This is a genomic window from uncultured Alteromonas sp. (assembly GCF_963976965.1).
GTDB classification, from domain to species: Bacteria; Pseudomonadota; Gammaproteobacteria; order Enterobacterales; family Alteromonadaceae; genus Alteromonas; species Alteromonas naphthalenivorans.
Genome location: NZ_CAXBMP010000023.1, coordinates 1 through 14,386, shown reverse-complemented (window position 1 = coordinate 14,386; position 14,386 = coordinate 1). Strand labels below are relative to the sequence as shown.

The following is a 14,386-nucleotide window of genomic DNA, read 5'->3' as shown; positions in this document are numbered from 1 at the left end:
AGATTATGATTATCTGGTCATCTCTATCAAAGCTTGAGAAAAAAACGGCGCTTTCGCGCCCGGCTATGGCCAATAGCCAACAGTTAAAACAAACCGTGGGCGACATTATCGCTAGCGTTGAAAGTAAAGGCGATGCAGCTGTTATCGACTTCACTCGTAAGTTTGATTGCCCTGATTTGCAATCGTTAGTGTTATCGCAAGAAAGCATCGACACATTAGCAAGTTCGGTTACCGCTGAAGTAGCAAGTGCGATTGATATTGCATTTAACAATATTAAAGCGTTTCACGATGCTCAGTTGCCAAGTGATATTGCGCTAACCACTACGCCTGGTGTGAACTGCGAATTGCGCTTCACCCCACTAGACGCAGTGGGTTTGTATATTCCAGGTGGCAGTGCACCTTTGCCTTCAACGGTGCTAATGCTAGGTGTACCAGCGCTAGTAGCGGGATGTGAAAACAAACTGCTTTGTACACCACCAAACAAGCAAGGCTTGATTGCCCCTGAAATTGCCTATGCCGCAAGAAAATGTGGCATTGAAGCCATATATCTTTGTGGCGGCGCACAGGCCATTGCAGCCATGGCATTAGGTACAGACTCTATACCGCAAGTTGATAAAATATTCGGCCCGGGTAATAGCTTTGTGACTGAAGCCAAACAGCAGGTAAGCTTACGTGCTGATGGTGCAGCAATCGATATGCCAGCAGGCCCGTCTGAAGTATTGGTATTAGCAGATGAATTTGCCGATGCTGAATTTGTTGCTTCAGACTTACTTTCTCAAGCAGAGCATGGCCCAGATTCTCAAGCCATTTTAGTGTCTAATAGCGAAACCTTGATTGAGGCAGCAAAAGCAGCGGTTGAACGCCAATTGTCTACGCTTTCACGTGCCGATATTGCTCGCCCTGCGATGGAGAATGCCCGCTATATTTTGGCAGATTCAGTAGATGACGCCATTTTAGTAAGCAATGCTTATGCGCCTGAACACTTAATTGTGCAAATAGAAGATGCTCGCAGCCTACTGCCGAAAATCAAATATGCAGGTTCGATATTCTTAGGCCCTTGGTCTCCAGAATCTGCCGGTGATTATGCCTCGGGTACAAACCACGTATTACCTACCTACGGTTATGCGAAGAACTACTCTAGCTTAGGTTTGCTCGACTTTATGCGTCGCTACACTATTCAAGAGTTATCAGCAGACGGCATGCGTAACTTAGGCCCCGCTATTATGGCCTTAGCCAGCGCTGAAGGCCTTGATGCTCACGAACAAGCGGTAGCGCTGCGTATGCAAAAGCTAGCAAACGTTACCAATAAGGGAGATGCTTAATGCCTGCTCTTGTTGATACGCTTATTGATAACCTGATTAATGCTAATTTGGTGCCGCTTAAGCCTTATGAGTCGGCAAGGCGTTTATATTCAGGCGGCCAAGATTGGCTAAATGCTAACGAGTCGCCCTATGCGAATGAGTATGACATAGATGCGAGTAACTTTAATCGTTACCCGTCGTGCCAGCCATCATCAGTAGTTGAAAGCTATGCGGCTTATGCAGGCATTGATACTTCACAATTGATTGTTACCCGTGGTGCAGACGAAGGCATTGAATTACTGATTCGTACCTTTTGCACCCCAGGCAAAGATAATATTGTTATTTGCCCGCCTACTTACGGCATGTACGCGATTAGCGCAGAAACCTGTGATGTGGGTATTACGACAGTGCCACTAAAAGGCGATTTCAGCTTAGACGTTGAAGGCGTGTGTGCAATCGATAACGCTAATGTTATTTTTATTTGTGCACCAAACAACCCAACAGGTACACAGGTTGCCAGGGAAGATATTCGGACAGTACTCAACCACTTTTCTGATAGTGCACTAGTGGTGGTTGATGAAGCTTATATCGAGTTTGATGCCGAAAATACTTGGGCAAATGAAATAGCGAATTACCCTAACCTAGTAGTACTACGCACGCTTTCAAAAGCCTTTGCGTTAGCGGGTTTACGCTGCGGCTTTACTCTAGCCCAAGCGCCGGTTATTCAAGCGTTGCTAAAAGTTATTGCACCCTACCCTATTGCAGAGCCTGTGGCACAAATTGCTGCACAGGCGTTATCTACTGACTCACTGACATTAATTCAGTTGCAGGTAGATACCATCAATAGAGAAAAAGACCTACTGGCAACCGCGCTTGCCGATATTGACGGCTTTGAATTGGTTGGCGATAGAAAAGCAAACTTTGTGCTATTTCGCTACGAGCGTGCTAGCGAACTCATGCAATATTTGGTGAGCAAAGGGTTATTAATACGCGACCAATCTAAACAGCTTAACCTTACAAATTGCTTGCGAGTAAGCATTGGTACTGAAGAACAAAACCAGCGTTTATTGCAACTGATCAACGAATTTAAAAAGGAGCTAGCGGCATGAGTCAGCAAGCCATTTTATTTATCGACCGCGACGGTACACTTGTAGAAGAACCACCGGTAGATAAACAGCTAGACAGTTTAGAAAAGCTGGTTTTCGAGCCAAACGTTATTCCTGTGTTATTAAAGCTAAAAGCCGCAGGCTTTAAGTTTGTCATGGTCACTAACCAAGATGGTTTAGGCACGGACAGCTTTCCACAAGCTGATTTTGACGCGCCTCATAATGCCATGATGGCTATTTTTAAAAGCCAAGGCATTACATTTGACGACGTGCTTATTTGCCCGCACTTTGAAGAAGACAACTGTACTTGCCGTAAGCCTAAACTGGGGTTAGTGAAAGATTACCTTCAGCAAGGAAAGGTGGATTTCACCCGTTCATACGTGATTGGCGATCGCATGACCGACATGCAACTTGCCGAGAACATGGGTATTAAAGGTTTGCAATATAACCCTGACACCTTGAACTGGGATCACATCCAGAAAACCTTGTTGTCGTCTTCACGTATTGCCGAAGTTATCCGCACTACCTCAGAAACCGACATTAAAGTACGCGTAGATTTAGACTCTACCGAGAAGTCGCACATCCACACTGGGTTGGGTTTCTTCGACCACATGCTCGACCAAATTGCGACCCACGGTGGGTTTGAGTTAAACGTGACCGTAGATGGCGATTTGCACATAGATGATCACCACAGTGTGGAAGACACTGCATTAGCATTGGGTGAAGCCCTTAAGAAAGCCCTCGGTGATAAACGTGGTATTGGCCGTTTTGGTTTTGCCCTGCCTATGGATGAGTGCCGCGCAGAATGTATTATGGATATCTCAAACCGCCCTCACCTTAAGTTTGAAGCTGATTTCAGCCGCGACCAAGTGGGCGAAATGGCCACTGAAATGGTGCCGCACTTTTTCTATTCATTGGCGCAAAGCATGGGGCTGTCGCTTCACCTTTCCACCAGCGAAGGGAATGCTCACCACCAGGTAGAAAGTTTATTCAAAGTATTTGGCCGTGCGTTACGTCAAGCCATTACGCGACAAGGTGATGCACTGCCTAGCAGTAAAGGAGCGCTTTAATGCCTGAAATACAAAAATCACAACGACAAAAGATTGTCATTGTGAACACAGGCTGCGCAAATATTTCATCGGTTCGCTTTGCGCTAGAGCGTTTAGGTGTAACCGTTGAAGTATCTGACGACAAAGATGTGATCACCCGCGCCGACAAAGTATTTTTACCCGGTGTGGGTACTGCAGCTGCTGCCATGGCAAGCGTTACGCAAAAAGACTTATCAAGCACATTGCAAAGCCTAACCCAGCCAGTACTAGGCGTGTGTTTAGGTATGCAGTTAATGGTAGAAAGCAGCGCTGAAGGTAGCTTAGAGAACCGCTTAGGAGATACGCAGGATGACATTCCTTGTTTGTCGCTAATGCCTGGTCGTGTTGCTCGTATGGAAGCGAATGGCTTGCGTTTGCCGCACATGGGTTGGAATACGGTTTCTCATAGCGACGACACCTTGTTTAAAGGCATCCCACAAGATACCTATTTCTATTTTGTGCACAGCTTTGCGGTACCAGAGTACGCCCATACCCTAGCCAGCTGTAACTATGGTAACCCGTTTTCAGCGGCCATTAATAAAGACAACTTCTTTGGCGTACAATTTCACCCTGAACGCTCCAGCGATGCTGGTGCGCAACTACTGACTAACTTTGTGAACCTATAATGATTATTCCAGCAATTGATCTTATCGATGGCAGCGTAGTGCGTTTGTATCAGGGCGACTACGAGCAAAAAACAAAATACGAATTCGACCCAGTAGACGTGGTAAACGACTATGCCGACCAAGGCGCTACGTGGTTGCACATTGTTGATTTAACTGGCGCGAAAGACACCAGCAAGCGCCAGCTTACCTTGATTAAATCAATGGTAGATACCAAGCGCATGCAGTTTCAAGCCGGCGGCGGTATTCGTAGTGAAGAAGAAGTAGCCCAGTTACTCGATATTGGCGTAAGCCGCGTGGTGATTGGATCACTCGCGGTTAAACAGCCTGAACTGGTGAAATCGTGGGTAACCAAATACGGTGCTGAACATATCGTATTAGCCTTAGATATTAACATTAGTGAGAACGGCGAAAAGCTGATTGCCACTCACGGATGGCAGGAGAATTCAGGGGTAGCCTTGGAAGACTTGCTAAACGACTTTGCATCAGTTGGTGCTACACATGTGCTTTGCACTGACATTAGCCGTGACGGCACACTACAAGGCGCTAATGTAGAACTTTACGAAGAGATAAGTGCACGCTTCCCTAATGTTAGCTGGCAAGCATCTGGCGGCATAGGTAGCTTAAACGACATTTCGGCGTTGAAACCAACCAACGTTGGCGGTGTGATTTTGGGCCGTGCCTTACTTGAAGGTAAATTTACCGTGAAGGAGGCTATCGCATGTTGGCAAAACGCATAATTCCTTGTTTGGATGTTCGCGACGGCAAAGTCGTTAAAGGCGTTCAATTTAGAAATCACGAAATTATTGGCGACATCGTACCCTTAGCAGAGCAATACGCAAAAGCGGGTGCTGACGAACTGGTGTTTTACGATATTACTGCAAGCTCAGATGAGCGCGTGGTAGATAAAAGCTGGGTAAGCCGTATTGCACAGGTTATCGACATTCCATTTTGTGTAGCCGGCGGCATCAAAAGCATTGAAGATGCTGGGCGCATTTTAGAAATGGGCGCAGATAAAATTTCAATTAACTCCCCTGCCCTAAACAACCCTGCATTAATTAATGCCATGCATGACGTTTACGGCCAGCAGTGTGTAGTCATTGGGGTAGACAGCTTTTACAACGACGCCACCGGGCAATACGAAGTGTATAAGTTTACTGGCGATGAGAACCGCACTCAAAAGAGCCAATGGCAAACCCTAGACTGGATAAAAGAAGTGCAGTCACGCGGTGCCGGTGAAATTGTGCTTAACTGCATGAACCAAGACGGTGTACGCAAAGGTTATGATATAGCCCAGCTTAGCGCAGTACGTGAAGTGTGCGAAGTACCCCTTATTGCTTCTGGCGGTGCCGGTGAGATCTCTCACTTCAACGATGTATTTCAACAAGCCGATGTTGATGGCGCGCTAGCCGCTTCCGTATTCCATAAAGGCATTATTAACATTGATGACCTAAAGGCCGATTTAACCGCTAATGGCGTACCTATGCGTAAGCGTCACGCCCTACCAAACGCACAAGGAATAAAGCCGTGATTGTAACTTCCGAAAACAGTAATACCCTAGCATGGGAAAAAATGGACAACCTGCTTCCAGCCATAGTACAAGACGCCCTTTCAGGCAAAGTACTAATGCAGGGTTACATGAACCAAGATGCACTAGCCACTACACTAGATAGCGGTAAAGTCACTTTTTTTAGTCGCTCAAAACTGCGTTTGTGGCAAAAAGGCGAAACCTCAGGCAATACCTTAGATTTAGTCAGCGTAGCCGCCGATTGCGATTTCGACTCGCTATTAGTGTTAGCCAACCCTAACGGCCCTACGTGCCATACAGGCGTTGAAAGCTGCTGGTTTGAAGGCAATACGCCTAGCTTTACCTTTCTGGCTGATTTAGAGCGCTTATTGGCTGCCCGTAAAGGCGCAGATCCGAAAAGCAGCTACACCGCTAGCTTGTACAATAAAGGCATTAAGCGTATTGCACAGAAAGTGGGTGAAGAAGGTGTTGAAACCGCACTTGCTGCTACGGTACACGACAAAGAAGAGCTTAAAAACGAAGCCGCTGATTTGCTGTATCACCTAACCGTATTGCTGCAAGCAAGCGACATGTCGCTTGATGATGCACTATCTGTATTGCGTGAACGTCAAAAGTAAGTGTTCATCGCCCAAGTTCATTGAGCGAAATTACAACACATAACATGTAGGGAGCAAGTTACTAGCGTAACTTGCTCCCTTTTTATTTTCATGAACCTCTCATCTTATTGCCTCACTGATTTTCTATTTATTTCTCCTTGTAGCATTGTTTTTTATCACTATGCCTAAATATTTTTATCTCTTTTGGGAAGCATTGAGGATTTATATGGATATTAGTTTACGAGAAGTCACCAAAGACAATTGGCTAGATATTATTCATCTAGAAATTACAAAAGAGCAAGAAAACTATGTGGCGTTAAATTCGGAATCTATCGCCGAATCAAGCTTCTACCCTCATTATGTTAACAGAGCTATTTATCAAGGTGATGAAGCTGTAGGTTTTATTCAATATTATCAGGAGTTAGAAGAAAACCTACCCGACGAGTTTTATATTGCGCAATTTATGGTTGACGTCAAACATCAGGGGCAAGGCATTGGAAAAATTGCGACCGAACAAGTTATTAAAGAAATGAGCGTAATCCCTGCCTGTAAAAAGATAACAATACTCTATATGCCAGGGCACCATGCAATGCGAAAGTTCTATTCACAGTTCGGCTTTGTTGTAACCGAGGAAGATGACGAAGACGGTGTTGTGATGGAGCTTGAAGTTAAATAATGCAATCTGCCTTAGGACAGTTTTTTCGCTAAGGTTTAGCTTAGCAAAGCATCGTGTAAGCTGATTCTCATCCTATGATGTATTCTTTATGTGCTAACCGGTGTTATGTAAAGTCTCGGTATTGCTGACAGTCGGAAATAAACAAACAGTAGACCCTCAGGGTTTAGGTTTTAAATTTCCGAGTTGTGCCATAAAGGGCTGTTCGCGCTGAGGGTTTATAAATACTAACAAAGCATCGAAGTAGAGGACGCCCTTGAGATATCTGAAGGAATTGATAGTTAGACGTGCAGTTTAAGTTTTTTAAGTTGAATACAGTAATCCATTGGATTACTATGGTGCTATGAGAACGACAATAGCCGAACTACCAGAATTTATAAAGCGAGCAGATGCGCTATTAAGTGAATCTGAACGAAAAGGTGTCATTGATTACTTATCTGAACATCCGAAAGCAGGCGATGTTATGGAAGGTACTGGTGGGATTAGAAAGTTGCGTTGGAGCAAAGGTAATAAGGGTAAGAGTGGGGGTGTACGTGTTATTTATTATTATCATGATGAACGTATTCCACTTTTTCTATTAACAATATTTGGCAAAAACGAAAAAGCTAATTTAGTCAAAGCAGACAGAAATACTTTATCTAAACTAGTCAAGCTGCTAACTACAAAAGCGTTGGAGAAATATAATGACTAATGCATTCAATAGTATCGCTCAAGGTTTGCAAGAAGCCATCGATTTTACTGAAGGAAAAAAAGTCGAAGCTAAAATCCATAGAGCACCAGAAGTCAACGTTGTAGAAATACGCCGTAATCTTGGTCTAACCCAAATGGAGTTCGCTTCAAAGCTTTGCATCAGCGTTTCAACTTTACGTCACTGGGAACGAGGTGATCGCAATCCACAAGGACCAGCACTTGCTTTATTAAATGTCGTAGCTAAAGAGCCTAAAGCTGTTATGAGGGCGCTTGGGTAAAACGCTAATCAAGCGTTGGAATGTATGCGGTATTCAGTAACCACGAGCGTCTGGTATTGCGCTGAAGTTCGTATTCACGACTAAAATTTGAATTCAGGAATTTTTTCTTCAAACAGCGTCATGCTTATTTTGGCATCAGGGGCCGCAAAACGTACATTGCAGTACTTCAATAGTAAAGCTTATAACACTCAACCGCCTGTCAGAATCGACCAAGCACTAGCATGAAAACTGAAGGCTAGCGTGAAATAAAGAACACACATCTTGAAACACTTTCAGTATGAACTGTTCCCAATCTAAACCCTCTATACTTCTAGCTCCTTTACGGCTATTAGCGCCATAACCTATTTAGTACGTGGCAACGAACTACAATTACGCCGTATTAACCACCTATTGTTAGGAATTAAAATGAAGCAACAAACTGGCTCGTTTATTAAAAGAAACTTACCTTTCATACTATTTGTTGTACTGATGTTTTCATTCAGAAGCAGTGTGGCAGATTACTATCATGTACCTACGGGTTCTATGGAGCCCACCATTCAGGTGGGAGATCGCATTGTGGTAAATAAAAGTGCATACACTCTTGAACTGCCTTTTACCAATGTGGTGCTTAGCCAAACGGGAGATATCGCCCGTGGTGACATTGTGGTTATTCAAAGTAGCGCGGCCGATACGCGGTTAGTTAAGCGCGTTGTCGCTATTGCTGGCGACACGGTTAGCTTGAGTAACAACACGCTAACCGTAAATGATGAGCACGCCGTAATACAGAGGCGCGACCACTATGTTTTCCAAGAAAATATAGGCGATAGTCAGCGCAGTATTCAGCTATTACCTGTACAAGGGGCGCGCTCGTCATTTAATGAAGTTGTTGTACCTGATAAACATGTGTTGGTGATGGGTGATAACCGAAATAACAGCGTAGATTCACGTTATTACGGCTTTATTCCTGTTGAAGAGGTCCAAGGACGTGCTACCCGTGTGGCTTTTTCATTAGACAAAGAAAATTACTACTTACCAAGAGGAGAGCGTTCTTTGCTAGCGCTTCAATAATATCAGTTCTACAGGCATGCCCTCAAACGGGTATGCCCTCCCTCTCTTTTATTACTGCCTTACCCAACTTCCCACAAATTTGCCTACATTTGCCAGTTACTCTATGTCAACGATGAGCCTCAGCGCTTCTGGTCTCTGCTCATTTTCCATTTGTACACAATTTGTAACTAAGTCTATTCAAAAACAATAGCTTGCCAGCTTGCTACTTTACCCACGTTAATGCTATTGATTAATTAGTAACCATTCGCGTTACTGAGATAAAAAATAACAAGTTAAATGGAACCATAAGGAAATCACAATGAAACATGGTGTTAAATTTAGTGCGCTCACACTCGCACTGGCTGGACTCTCCTCAATCTCTTCCTCGCAAGCGCAACAAGCAGAAGAACAAGCTGAGGGAGTAGAACGTATAGCAGTAACAGGCTCTCGTATCAAACGAACCGATATTGAAGGCCCCTCTCCTATTCAATCGATAGATGCCACCATGATAAAAGGCATGGGGTATGAGAACTTACAACAATTACTAGAACGCATGCCGGCCACCGGTGCGGGTACTTTCTCAACCCGTAACAATAGCCAAGACTCAACCGCAAATGGTGCGGCCTCTGTGTCCCTTAGAGGTATGGGTCCAGATGCCACCTTAGTACTTATTAATGGCCGACGTGTTGCCATCAGTGCATTTGCAGAAAGCATTACCAATTCATTTGTTGATATTAATGCTATTCCCGTATCGGCCATTGAACGCATCGATATTTTAAAAGACGGTGCATCAGCTATTTACGGTTCAGATGCCGTGGCCGGTGTAGTAAACGTTATTTTGAAGAAAGACTATGATGGTTTAGAAGTAAACGTAGGCTATGGCGGTACCACAGGGCCAAGCTACGGCGAAACCACGGCTAATATGCTGTGGGGCAGCCAAAGTGAAAAAAGCAGCGCTACTGTCATTCTCGATTACTTTAACAACAGCCAGCTAGGCGCTGACGAAATGGGCCGGTTTGGTACTGCCAATCAATCGCCTTATGGCGGTATGGATTTTCGTTCTTCTCGCGGGTATCCAGGTTATTTCTATGTTGACGGCGTTAAAACTATCGATCCCGATTGCCCAGCCGATAGCGCCACTGCATCTGGTAGTTGTTTGTTCGACTATGGCCCATACGGCCTCACTATTCCTGCATCGGAGCGCGTCGGCTTTATTGGTCAATTCGATTATAAAATTTCGTCAGATGTTACCGCGTTTATGGAAGTCGCCGTACAGCACAATACCTCTGAAGCTGGCGGTGCAGCCACGCCCCTTGATGAAGATGCGGGCTTAACCGTACCTGGCACCCATCCTGATAACCCTTTCGGGCAAGATATTGATATTGGCCGTTACCGCCCTGTGGATGCGGGCGCCAGACGCTGGGATATTGAAACCGATACACTTAGGTTTGTAGCAGGCTTACGAGGCCAAATTTTTGACTACGATTGGGAAGCATCTGTCCAAAAAGGCAGAAGTAGTTCTGAACAAAGCGGCGATCAATCGCAAGGTTGGGTTCGCGTAGATTGGCTACAGGAACAGATTGACCTAGGTAACTACAATCCTTTCGGTGGTGTAACTAACTCACCTGAGGTTATTGATGCCATTACCACCAGCTTGGTTCGCCGAGGTGAATCACGCATGACTAGCTTCGATGCTCACATTACTGGCGAAGCGTTTGCGTTAGGTGATGAAATGGTCATGATGGCAGCGGGTATAGAGTACCGTGAAGAGCAAGTATCAGACATTCCAGACATTCAATTCCAGCAAGGGCTCATTTTTGGTACTGAATCTGTTTCTGCTAACGCAGAGCGCGACCAATACGCCGCCTATTTAGAATTATCAATTCCGCTCTCTGATCAACTAGAGCTTCAATTGGCGGGTCGTTACGACGACTACAGCGACTTTGGTAACACGACCAACCCGAAAGTTGCGCTACGCTGGGCGCCAAGCGACGAAGTTACCCTTCGTGCTTCGTGGGCGCAAGGGTTCAGAGCACCATCATTGGCACAAGTAGGTTTAGGCCCTTCGCAGAAGAGTGTGTTCTTTGTAGATAGATACCGCTGTGAAGCAACAGGTTTAGACTGCGAATCATTAGATTATAATATTGAGTTTGCGGGTAACCCAGATTTGGAAGCGGAAGAGTCTGAATCGTGGAATGTGGGCGCTATTTGGGCACCTACACAAGAACTTGGTCTAAGCGTTGATATTTGGAGTATCACCCAAGACAACAAAATTGATGAGCAGCAATTTGGTTTGGTATACGACACTGAGTGTAATAACCAAGATAGCGAAATTTGCGTACGCTTAGATCCACAAGGCAGCGCTAGCTTAGGGGTTATCCAAAAGATATTTAATACCTACCAAAACGTGTCTTCACAAGAAGCTGCAGGTATCGATTTAAGTGCAAACTACATGCTTACCCTAAACGACTACGGTGACGTGAAGTTCAATCTTGATTGGTCTTATCTTACCGAGTTTGAAAAGGATGGTTTAGATTACACTGGTGAGTATGGGTATCCTGAGCACCGCTGGTTGTTTGGCACAACGTGGAGCAAAGGTGCGTTTGACGCTAACTTGAATATTAGTTTTGTGGGTGAATTTGAAGATACACCGGATATCGACTTCGACGGCGTGTTAGATTTTGAAGAAAACACATCCCGAATGGTCGATTCACAAGTGCTAGTGGATATTCAAGGTGGCTACAACGTGACTGATACTATCCGACTTGTACTTGGCGTAAACAACGTACTTGATGAAGAACCACCTTTTGCTATTGGCGATGGCGATAGCGACCTTTATGGGTATGTGGGTAGTATCCACAATCCACGCGGCCGCTTCGTATATACCAAAGCAACGTTTAGGTTCTAAACGTTAGCACTCACTGTGATTGCCTGAATGTCAGGCAATCACAATCCAAAATGAATAAGCATTAAGTTAGCAATGGCCGCGACTAACATGGCCAAAAATGTCAGCATCATACCTGCAATACGCTGCCAGCTTGCTCCACTATGATGTCTTAATCCATAAGCATGGAAAATGCGTCCGAATAAAAGTGCACATGCAAGTGCATGTACCGCCCAACCTTGCCCAGTATTCGCTTCAAAGCAAGCGACCATAATGAGGGTAATAGGAACATATTCACTAAAATTTCCATGAGCGCGACTGAGCCTTTTCAGGTCTTCATTACCACCGTCACCCAAGCTAATTTGATTTTTTCTACGAACCCCTATTACTAAAAAAGACAAGTATAGGTAGCAAATCCCCAACAGACTGGCATAAAACGCCGTTATAGGTAATACCATGAGTTAGCTCCACGTTTATATTAGTTATTCTGCAATTATTAAACGCTATTCGCTTATAACATACAAGTAACAAAAAAGGCCGCAGTAGCGGCCTTTACAAATCAACAAGCTTAATTAACCTAGAAGTTCAGCAAGCTCTGCACTTACTTCATCTACTGGGCGTGTGCCGTCTAACTTGTGGTATTCGCAGTTGCCAGCATCAGCTTCAGCACTATAGTAATTAACTAACGGCTTAGTTTGCTCATGGTAAATCGCAAGACGTTTACGTACTGTTTCTTCTTTATCATCATCACGGATAATAAGGTCTTCACCAGTATCGTTGTCTTTCCCTTCCTCTTTAGGTGGGTTGTAAACAACATGGTAAACACGACCTGAAGCAGGATGAACACGACGGCCACCCATACGCTCAACAATTACATCATCCGGTACGTCAAACTCAATACAATGGTCGACAGAAACACCCGCTTCTTTCATTGCATCAGCTTGAGGAATTGTACGTGGGAAGCCATCTAACAAGAAACCATCTTTACAATCGTCTTGCGCAATACGCTCTTTAACCAGCCCGATAATGATTTCGTCAGATACCAACTTACCTTCATCCATTACACGCTTGGCTGCAAGGCCCATTTCCGTACCTGCTTTTATAGCAGCACGAAGCATGTCTCCGGTAGAAATTTGGGGGATCCCATATTTGCCCATTAAAAACTGAGCTTGTGTGCCCTTACCCGCGCCAGGAGCGCCGAGAAGAATAATTCGCATGAGTGCGTTCTCCGCTTATGATTTTGAACTTTTTTACTTGGGGCACTTTACACATTCAGCACCACAGTGACAAGTCTAAGCCCTACTGTAGAGGGAAACTAAACACTTATGATGAATATATATACTACTTATGGCCCGTTATAAAATCCGACTTTGGTCTTAACTCACTGCTTACTTTCAAACGTACCGAATGAAGTTAGCTAAAGGAGGAAAATATAGCATAAATTAACGTGCAAAATAGATTTAAAGACCCTAGAAACAAAAAACGGGCATTACGCCCGTTTTATATTAATTAACTTTTAGGCTATGTTCTGCTAAATTGTTGCTATACTGTATATGAATACAGTTGTTAAGGATTGATCATGCTCCCAGCACAATTTACAAAGCTTATAGCCCAGTTAGAACACTTAACAGATAGTCAAACCCGTTATGTTGAGAAGCTGCTGAAAGGCACTGATAGCGTCTCACAGTTGATAACAGAGCTTGAGGAGCGGATGGTTGAAAACCCTGAATGCCCGCACTGCCATAGCTCACTGATCAATCGGCACGGCAAGGTAAACAAGATGCAGCGTTATCGCTGCAAGAACTGCGGCAAAACCTTTGTAGCGACAACGGCGACACCGCTAGCTCGACTGAGGTACAAAGAGCTTTGGTTAGAATATATTCGCTGTATGCTGGACAGTAAGCCATTGCGTAAATGTGCCGAAGAATGTGGCCTCCACCTTGAAACATCGTTCAGGTGGCGGCACCGATTCTTGGCGCTACCATCAGCACTGAAAGCGAGCAAATTAGAAGGCATTATCGAGGCAGACGAAACACTTTTTCCCTACTCAGAGAAAGGCTCAAAACGGATGACTCGTCAGCCCCGTAAAAGAGGGATGAAAGCGAAAAAACGGGGGCGTTCAAAGGATGATTGGGTGCCAGTTTTAACGGTCAGAGACCGAGCTAAGAATACGTATGAAGCCGTTGTGCCAAGTGTTACATCGGCAGCTCTACATCAGGAGCTAGCAGGGAAATTAGAGAAAGACAGTGTGTTGTGTAGTGATGGCTATAAGCCCTACATAGCTCTTTCTGAGAAAAATGATTTAATACACAAGCGCTTAGATGTGGCAGGAGGAGTTAAGGTGATAGATAAAGTCTTTCACATTCAAAATGTTAACGCCTATCACAGCCGTCTGAAAGCGTGGATAAAACGGTTTCACGGAGTAGCCACAAAATACTTGGAACACTACCTAGGTTGGTTCAGGTTTATGGATACTCCAGAAAACCTTAACGAAAACAGGCTCTTTTCGATTCAACAACAGTTAATCCGAACATAGCCAACTTTTAATAATGAAGCTTATTTCGCTAACTTCATTAATAAAGTGTTTAAGTTT

15 protein-coding genes are annotated in these 14,386 nt (G+C 44.5%); 13 read left to right on the top strand and 2 right to left on the bottom strand.

The features are described from left to right. Positions 1-5: 5 nt before the first annotated feature. From hisD to AAC006_RS15660, 12 genes are all read left to right on the top strand, one after another. The gene (gene hisD, locus AAC006_RS15715; RefSeq protein ID WP_339891865.1) at positions 6-1,322 is read left to right on the top strand and encodes a histidinol dehydrogenase; all 1,317 of its coding nucleotides are present in this window, start codon (positions 6-8) and stop codon (positions 1,320-1,322) included. Further along, entirely contained in the window at positions 1,322-2,410 is a 1,089-nt protein-coding gene (hisC, locus tag AAC006_RS15710; protein WP_126871418.1) for a histidinol-phosphate transaminase, read from the top strand. The genes hisD and hisC overlap by 1 nt, the downstream gene beginning before the upstream one ends. After that, the gene (gene hisB / locus AAC006_RS15705; RefSeq protein ID WP_126871417.1) at positions 2,407-3,477 is read left to right on the top strand and encodes a bifunctional histidinol-phosphatase/imidazoleglycerol-phosphate dehydratase HisB; all 1,071 of its coding nucleotides are present in this window, start codon (positions 2,407-2,409) and stop codon (positions 3,475-3,477) included. The genes hisC and hisB overlap by 4 nt, the downstream gene beginning before the upstream one ends. Then, on the top strand, positions 3,477-4,121 hold the full coding sequence (hisH, locus tag AAC006_RS15700; protein ID WP_013783422.1) for an imidazole glycerol phosphate synthase subunit HisH: 645 nt from the start codon (positions 3,477-3,479) through the stop codon (positions 4,119-4,121). Before hisB ends, hisH begins: the two co-directional genes overlap by 1 nt. After that, positions 4,121-4,858, top strand: a complete 738-nt coding sequence (gene hisA / locus AAC006_RS15695) for a 1-(5-phosphoribosyl)-5-[(5-phosphoribosylamino)methylideneamino]imidazole-4-carboxamide isomerase (RefSeq protein ID WP_013783421.1) — start codon at positions 4,121-4,123, stop codon at positions 4,856-4,858. The genes hisH and hisA overlap by 1 nt, the downstream gene beginning before the upstream one ends. Then, complete coding sequence (gene hisF, locus AAC006_RS15690; RefSeq protein WP_013783420.1) at positions 4,840-5,649, top strand: imidazole glycerol phosphate synthase subunit HisF; 810 nt, start codon at positions 4,840-4,842, stop codon at positions 5,647-5,649. Before hisA ends, hisF begins: the two co-directional genes overlap by 19 nt. After that, a complete protein-coding gene (gene hisIE / locus AAC006_RS15685; protein ID WP_013783419.1) occupies positions 5,646-6,263 on the top strand; it encodes a bifunctional phosphoribosyl-AMP cyclohydrolase/phosphoribosyl-ATP diphosphatase HisIE in 618 nt (205 codons plus the stop codon). Before hisF ends, hisIE begins: the two co-directional genes overlap by 4 nt. 205 nt (positions 6,264-6,468) lie before the next feature. Next, positions 6,469-6,918: a GNAT family N-acetyltransferase gene (locus tag AAC006_RS15680; protein ID WP_013783418.1), complete on the top strand. Its 450-nt coding sequence runs from the start codon at positions 6,469-6,471 to the stop codon at positions 6,916-6,918. A gap of 340 nt (positions 6,919-7,258) precedes the next feature. Then, positions 7,259-7,606 carry a type II toxin-antitoxin system RelE/ParE family toxin gene (locus tag AAC006_RS15675; RefSeq protein WP_013783417.1) on the top strand — a complete coding sequence of 116 codons (348 nt, stop codon included), beginning with the start codon at positions 7,259-7,261 and terminating at the stop codon, positions 7,604-7,606. After that, entirely contained in the window at positions 7,599-7,883 is a 285-nt protein-coding gene (locus tag AAC006_RS15670; RefSeq protein ID WP_013783416.1) for a helix-turn-helix domain-containing protein, read from the top strand. The genes AAC006_RS15675 and AAC006_RS15670 overlap by 8 nt, the downstream gene beginning before the upstream one ends. Positions 7,884-8,288: 405 nt before the next feature. Then, positions 8,289-8,930 carry a signal peptidase I gene (gene lepB / locus AAC006_RS15665; RefSeq protein WP_126871416.1) on the top strand — a complete coding sequence of 214 codons (642 nt, stop codon included), beginning with the start codon at positions 8,289-8,291 and terminating at the stop codon, positions 8,928-8,930. Between the two features lie 298 nt (positions 8,931-9,228). Further along, positions 9,229-11,817, top strand: coding sequence for a TonB-dependent receptor (locus AAC006_RS15660; protein ID WP_126871415.1), 2,589 nt, complete (start codon positions 9,229-9,231; stop codon positions 11,815-11,817). A gap of 38 nt (positions 11,818-11,855) precedes the next feature. On the opposite strand, the gene AAC006_RS15655 is transcribed toward AAC006_RS15660, so the two are convergent. Continuing rightward, positions 11,856-12,251, bottom strand: a complete 396-nt coding sequence (locus AAC006_RS15655) for an MAPEG family protein (protein WP_013783410.1) — start codon at positions 12,249-12,251, stop codon at positions 11,856-11,858. A 114-nt stretch (positions 12,252-12,365) separates the two neighbouring features. Then, positions 12,366-13,010, bottom strand: a complete 645-nt coding sequence (adk, locus tag AAC006_RS15650) for an adenylate kinase (protein WP_013783409.1) — start codon at positions 13,008-13,010, stop codon at positions 12,366-12,368. A gap of 362 nt (positions 13,011-13,372) precedes the next feature. Between adk and AAC006_RS15645 the strand changes: the two genes are divergently transcribed. Beyond that, entirely contained in the window at positions 13,373-14,329 is a 957-nt protein-coding gene (locus AAC006_RS15645) for an IS1595 family transposase (protein ID WP_339891861.1), read from the top strand. Positions 14,330-14,386: the final 57 nt, after the last annotated feature.

What these genes read in the sequence shown, in the direction of transcription:
- AAC006_RS15655 (WP_013783410.1), bottom strand. Translation starts at nt 12,251, where the DNA reads ATGGTATTACCTATAACGGCGTTTTATGCCAGTCTGTTGGGGATTTGC.
- hisB (WP_126871417.1), top strand. Translation starts at nt 2,407, where the DNA reads ATGAGTCAGCAAGCCATTTTATTTATCGACCGCGACGGTACACTTGTA.
- hisF (WP_013783420.1), top strand. Translation starts at nt 4,840, where the DNA reads ATGTTGGCAAAACGCATAATTCCTTGTTTGGATGTTCGCGACGGCAAA.
- hisH (WP_013783422.1), top strand. Translation starts at nt 3,477, where the DNA reads ATGCCTGAAATACAAAAATCACAACGACAAAAGATTGTCATTGTGAAC.
- hisC (WP_126871418.1), top strand. Translation starts at nt 1,322, where the DNA reads ATGCCTGCTCTTGTTGATACGCTTATTGATAACCTGATTAATGCTAAT.
- lepB (WP_126871416.1), top strand. Translation starts at nt 8,289, where the DNA reads ATGAAGCAACAAACTGGCTCGTTTATTAAAAGAAACTTACCTTTCATA.
- AAC006_RS15675 (WP_013783417.1), top strand. Translation starts at nt 7,259, where the DNA reads ATGAGAACGACAATAGCCGAACTACCAGAATTTATAAAGCGAGCAGAT.
- AAC006_RS15660 (WP_126871415.1), top strand. Translation starts at nt 9,229, where the DNA reads ATGAAACATGGTGTTAAATTTAGTGCGCTCACACTCGCACTGGCTGGA.
- hisD (WP_339891865.1), top strand. Translation starts at nt 6, where the DNA reads ATGATTATCTGGTCATCTCTATCAAAGCTTGAGAAAAAAACGGCGCTT.
- AAC006_RS15670 (WP_013783416.1), top strand. Translation starts at nt 7,599, where the DNA reads ATGACTAATGCATTCAATAGTATCGCTCAAGGTTTGCAAGAAGCCATC.
- AAC006_RS15680 (WP_013783418.1), top strand. Translation starts at nt 6,469, where the DNA reads ATGGATATTAGTTTACGAGAAGTCACCAAAGACAATTGGCTAGATATT.
- AAC006_RS15645 (WP_339891861.1), top strand. Translation starts at nt 13,373, where the DNA reads ATGCTCCCAGCACAATTTACAAAGCTTATAGCCCAGTTAGAACACTTA.
- hisA (WP_013783421.1), top strand. Translation starts at nt 4,121, where the DNA reads ATGATTATTCCAGCAATTGATCTTATCGATGGCAGCGTAGTGCGTTTG.
- adk (WP_013783409.1), bottom strand. Translation starts at nt 13,010, where the DNA reads ATGCGAATTATTCTTCTCGGCGCTCCTGGCGCGGGTAAGGGCACACAA.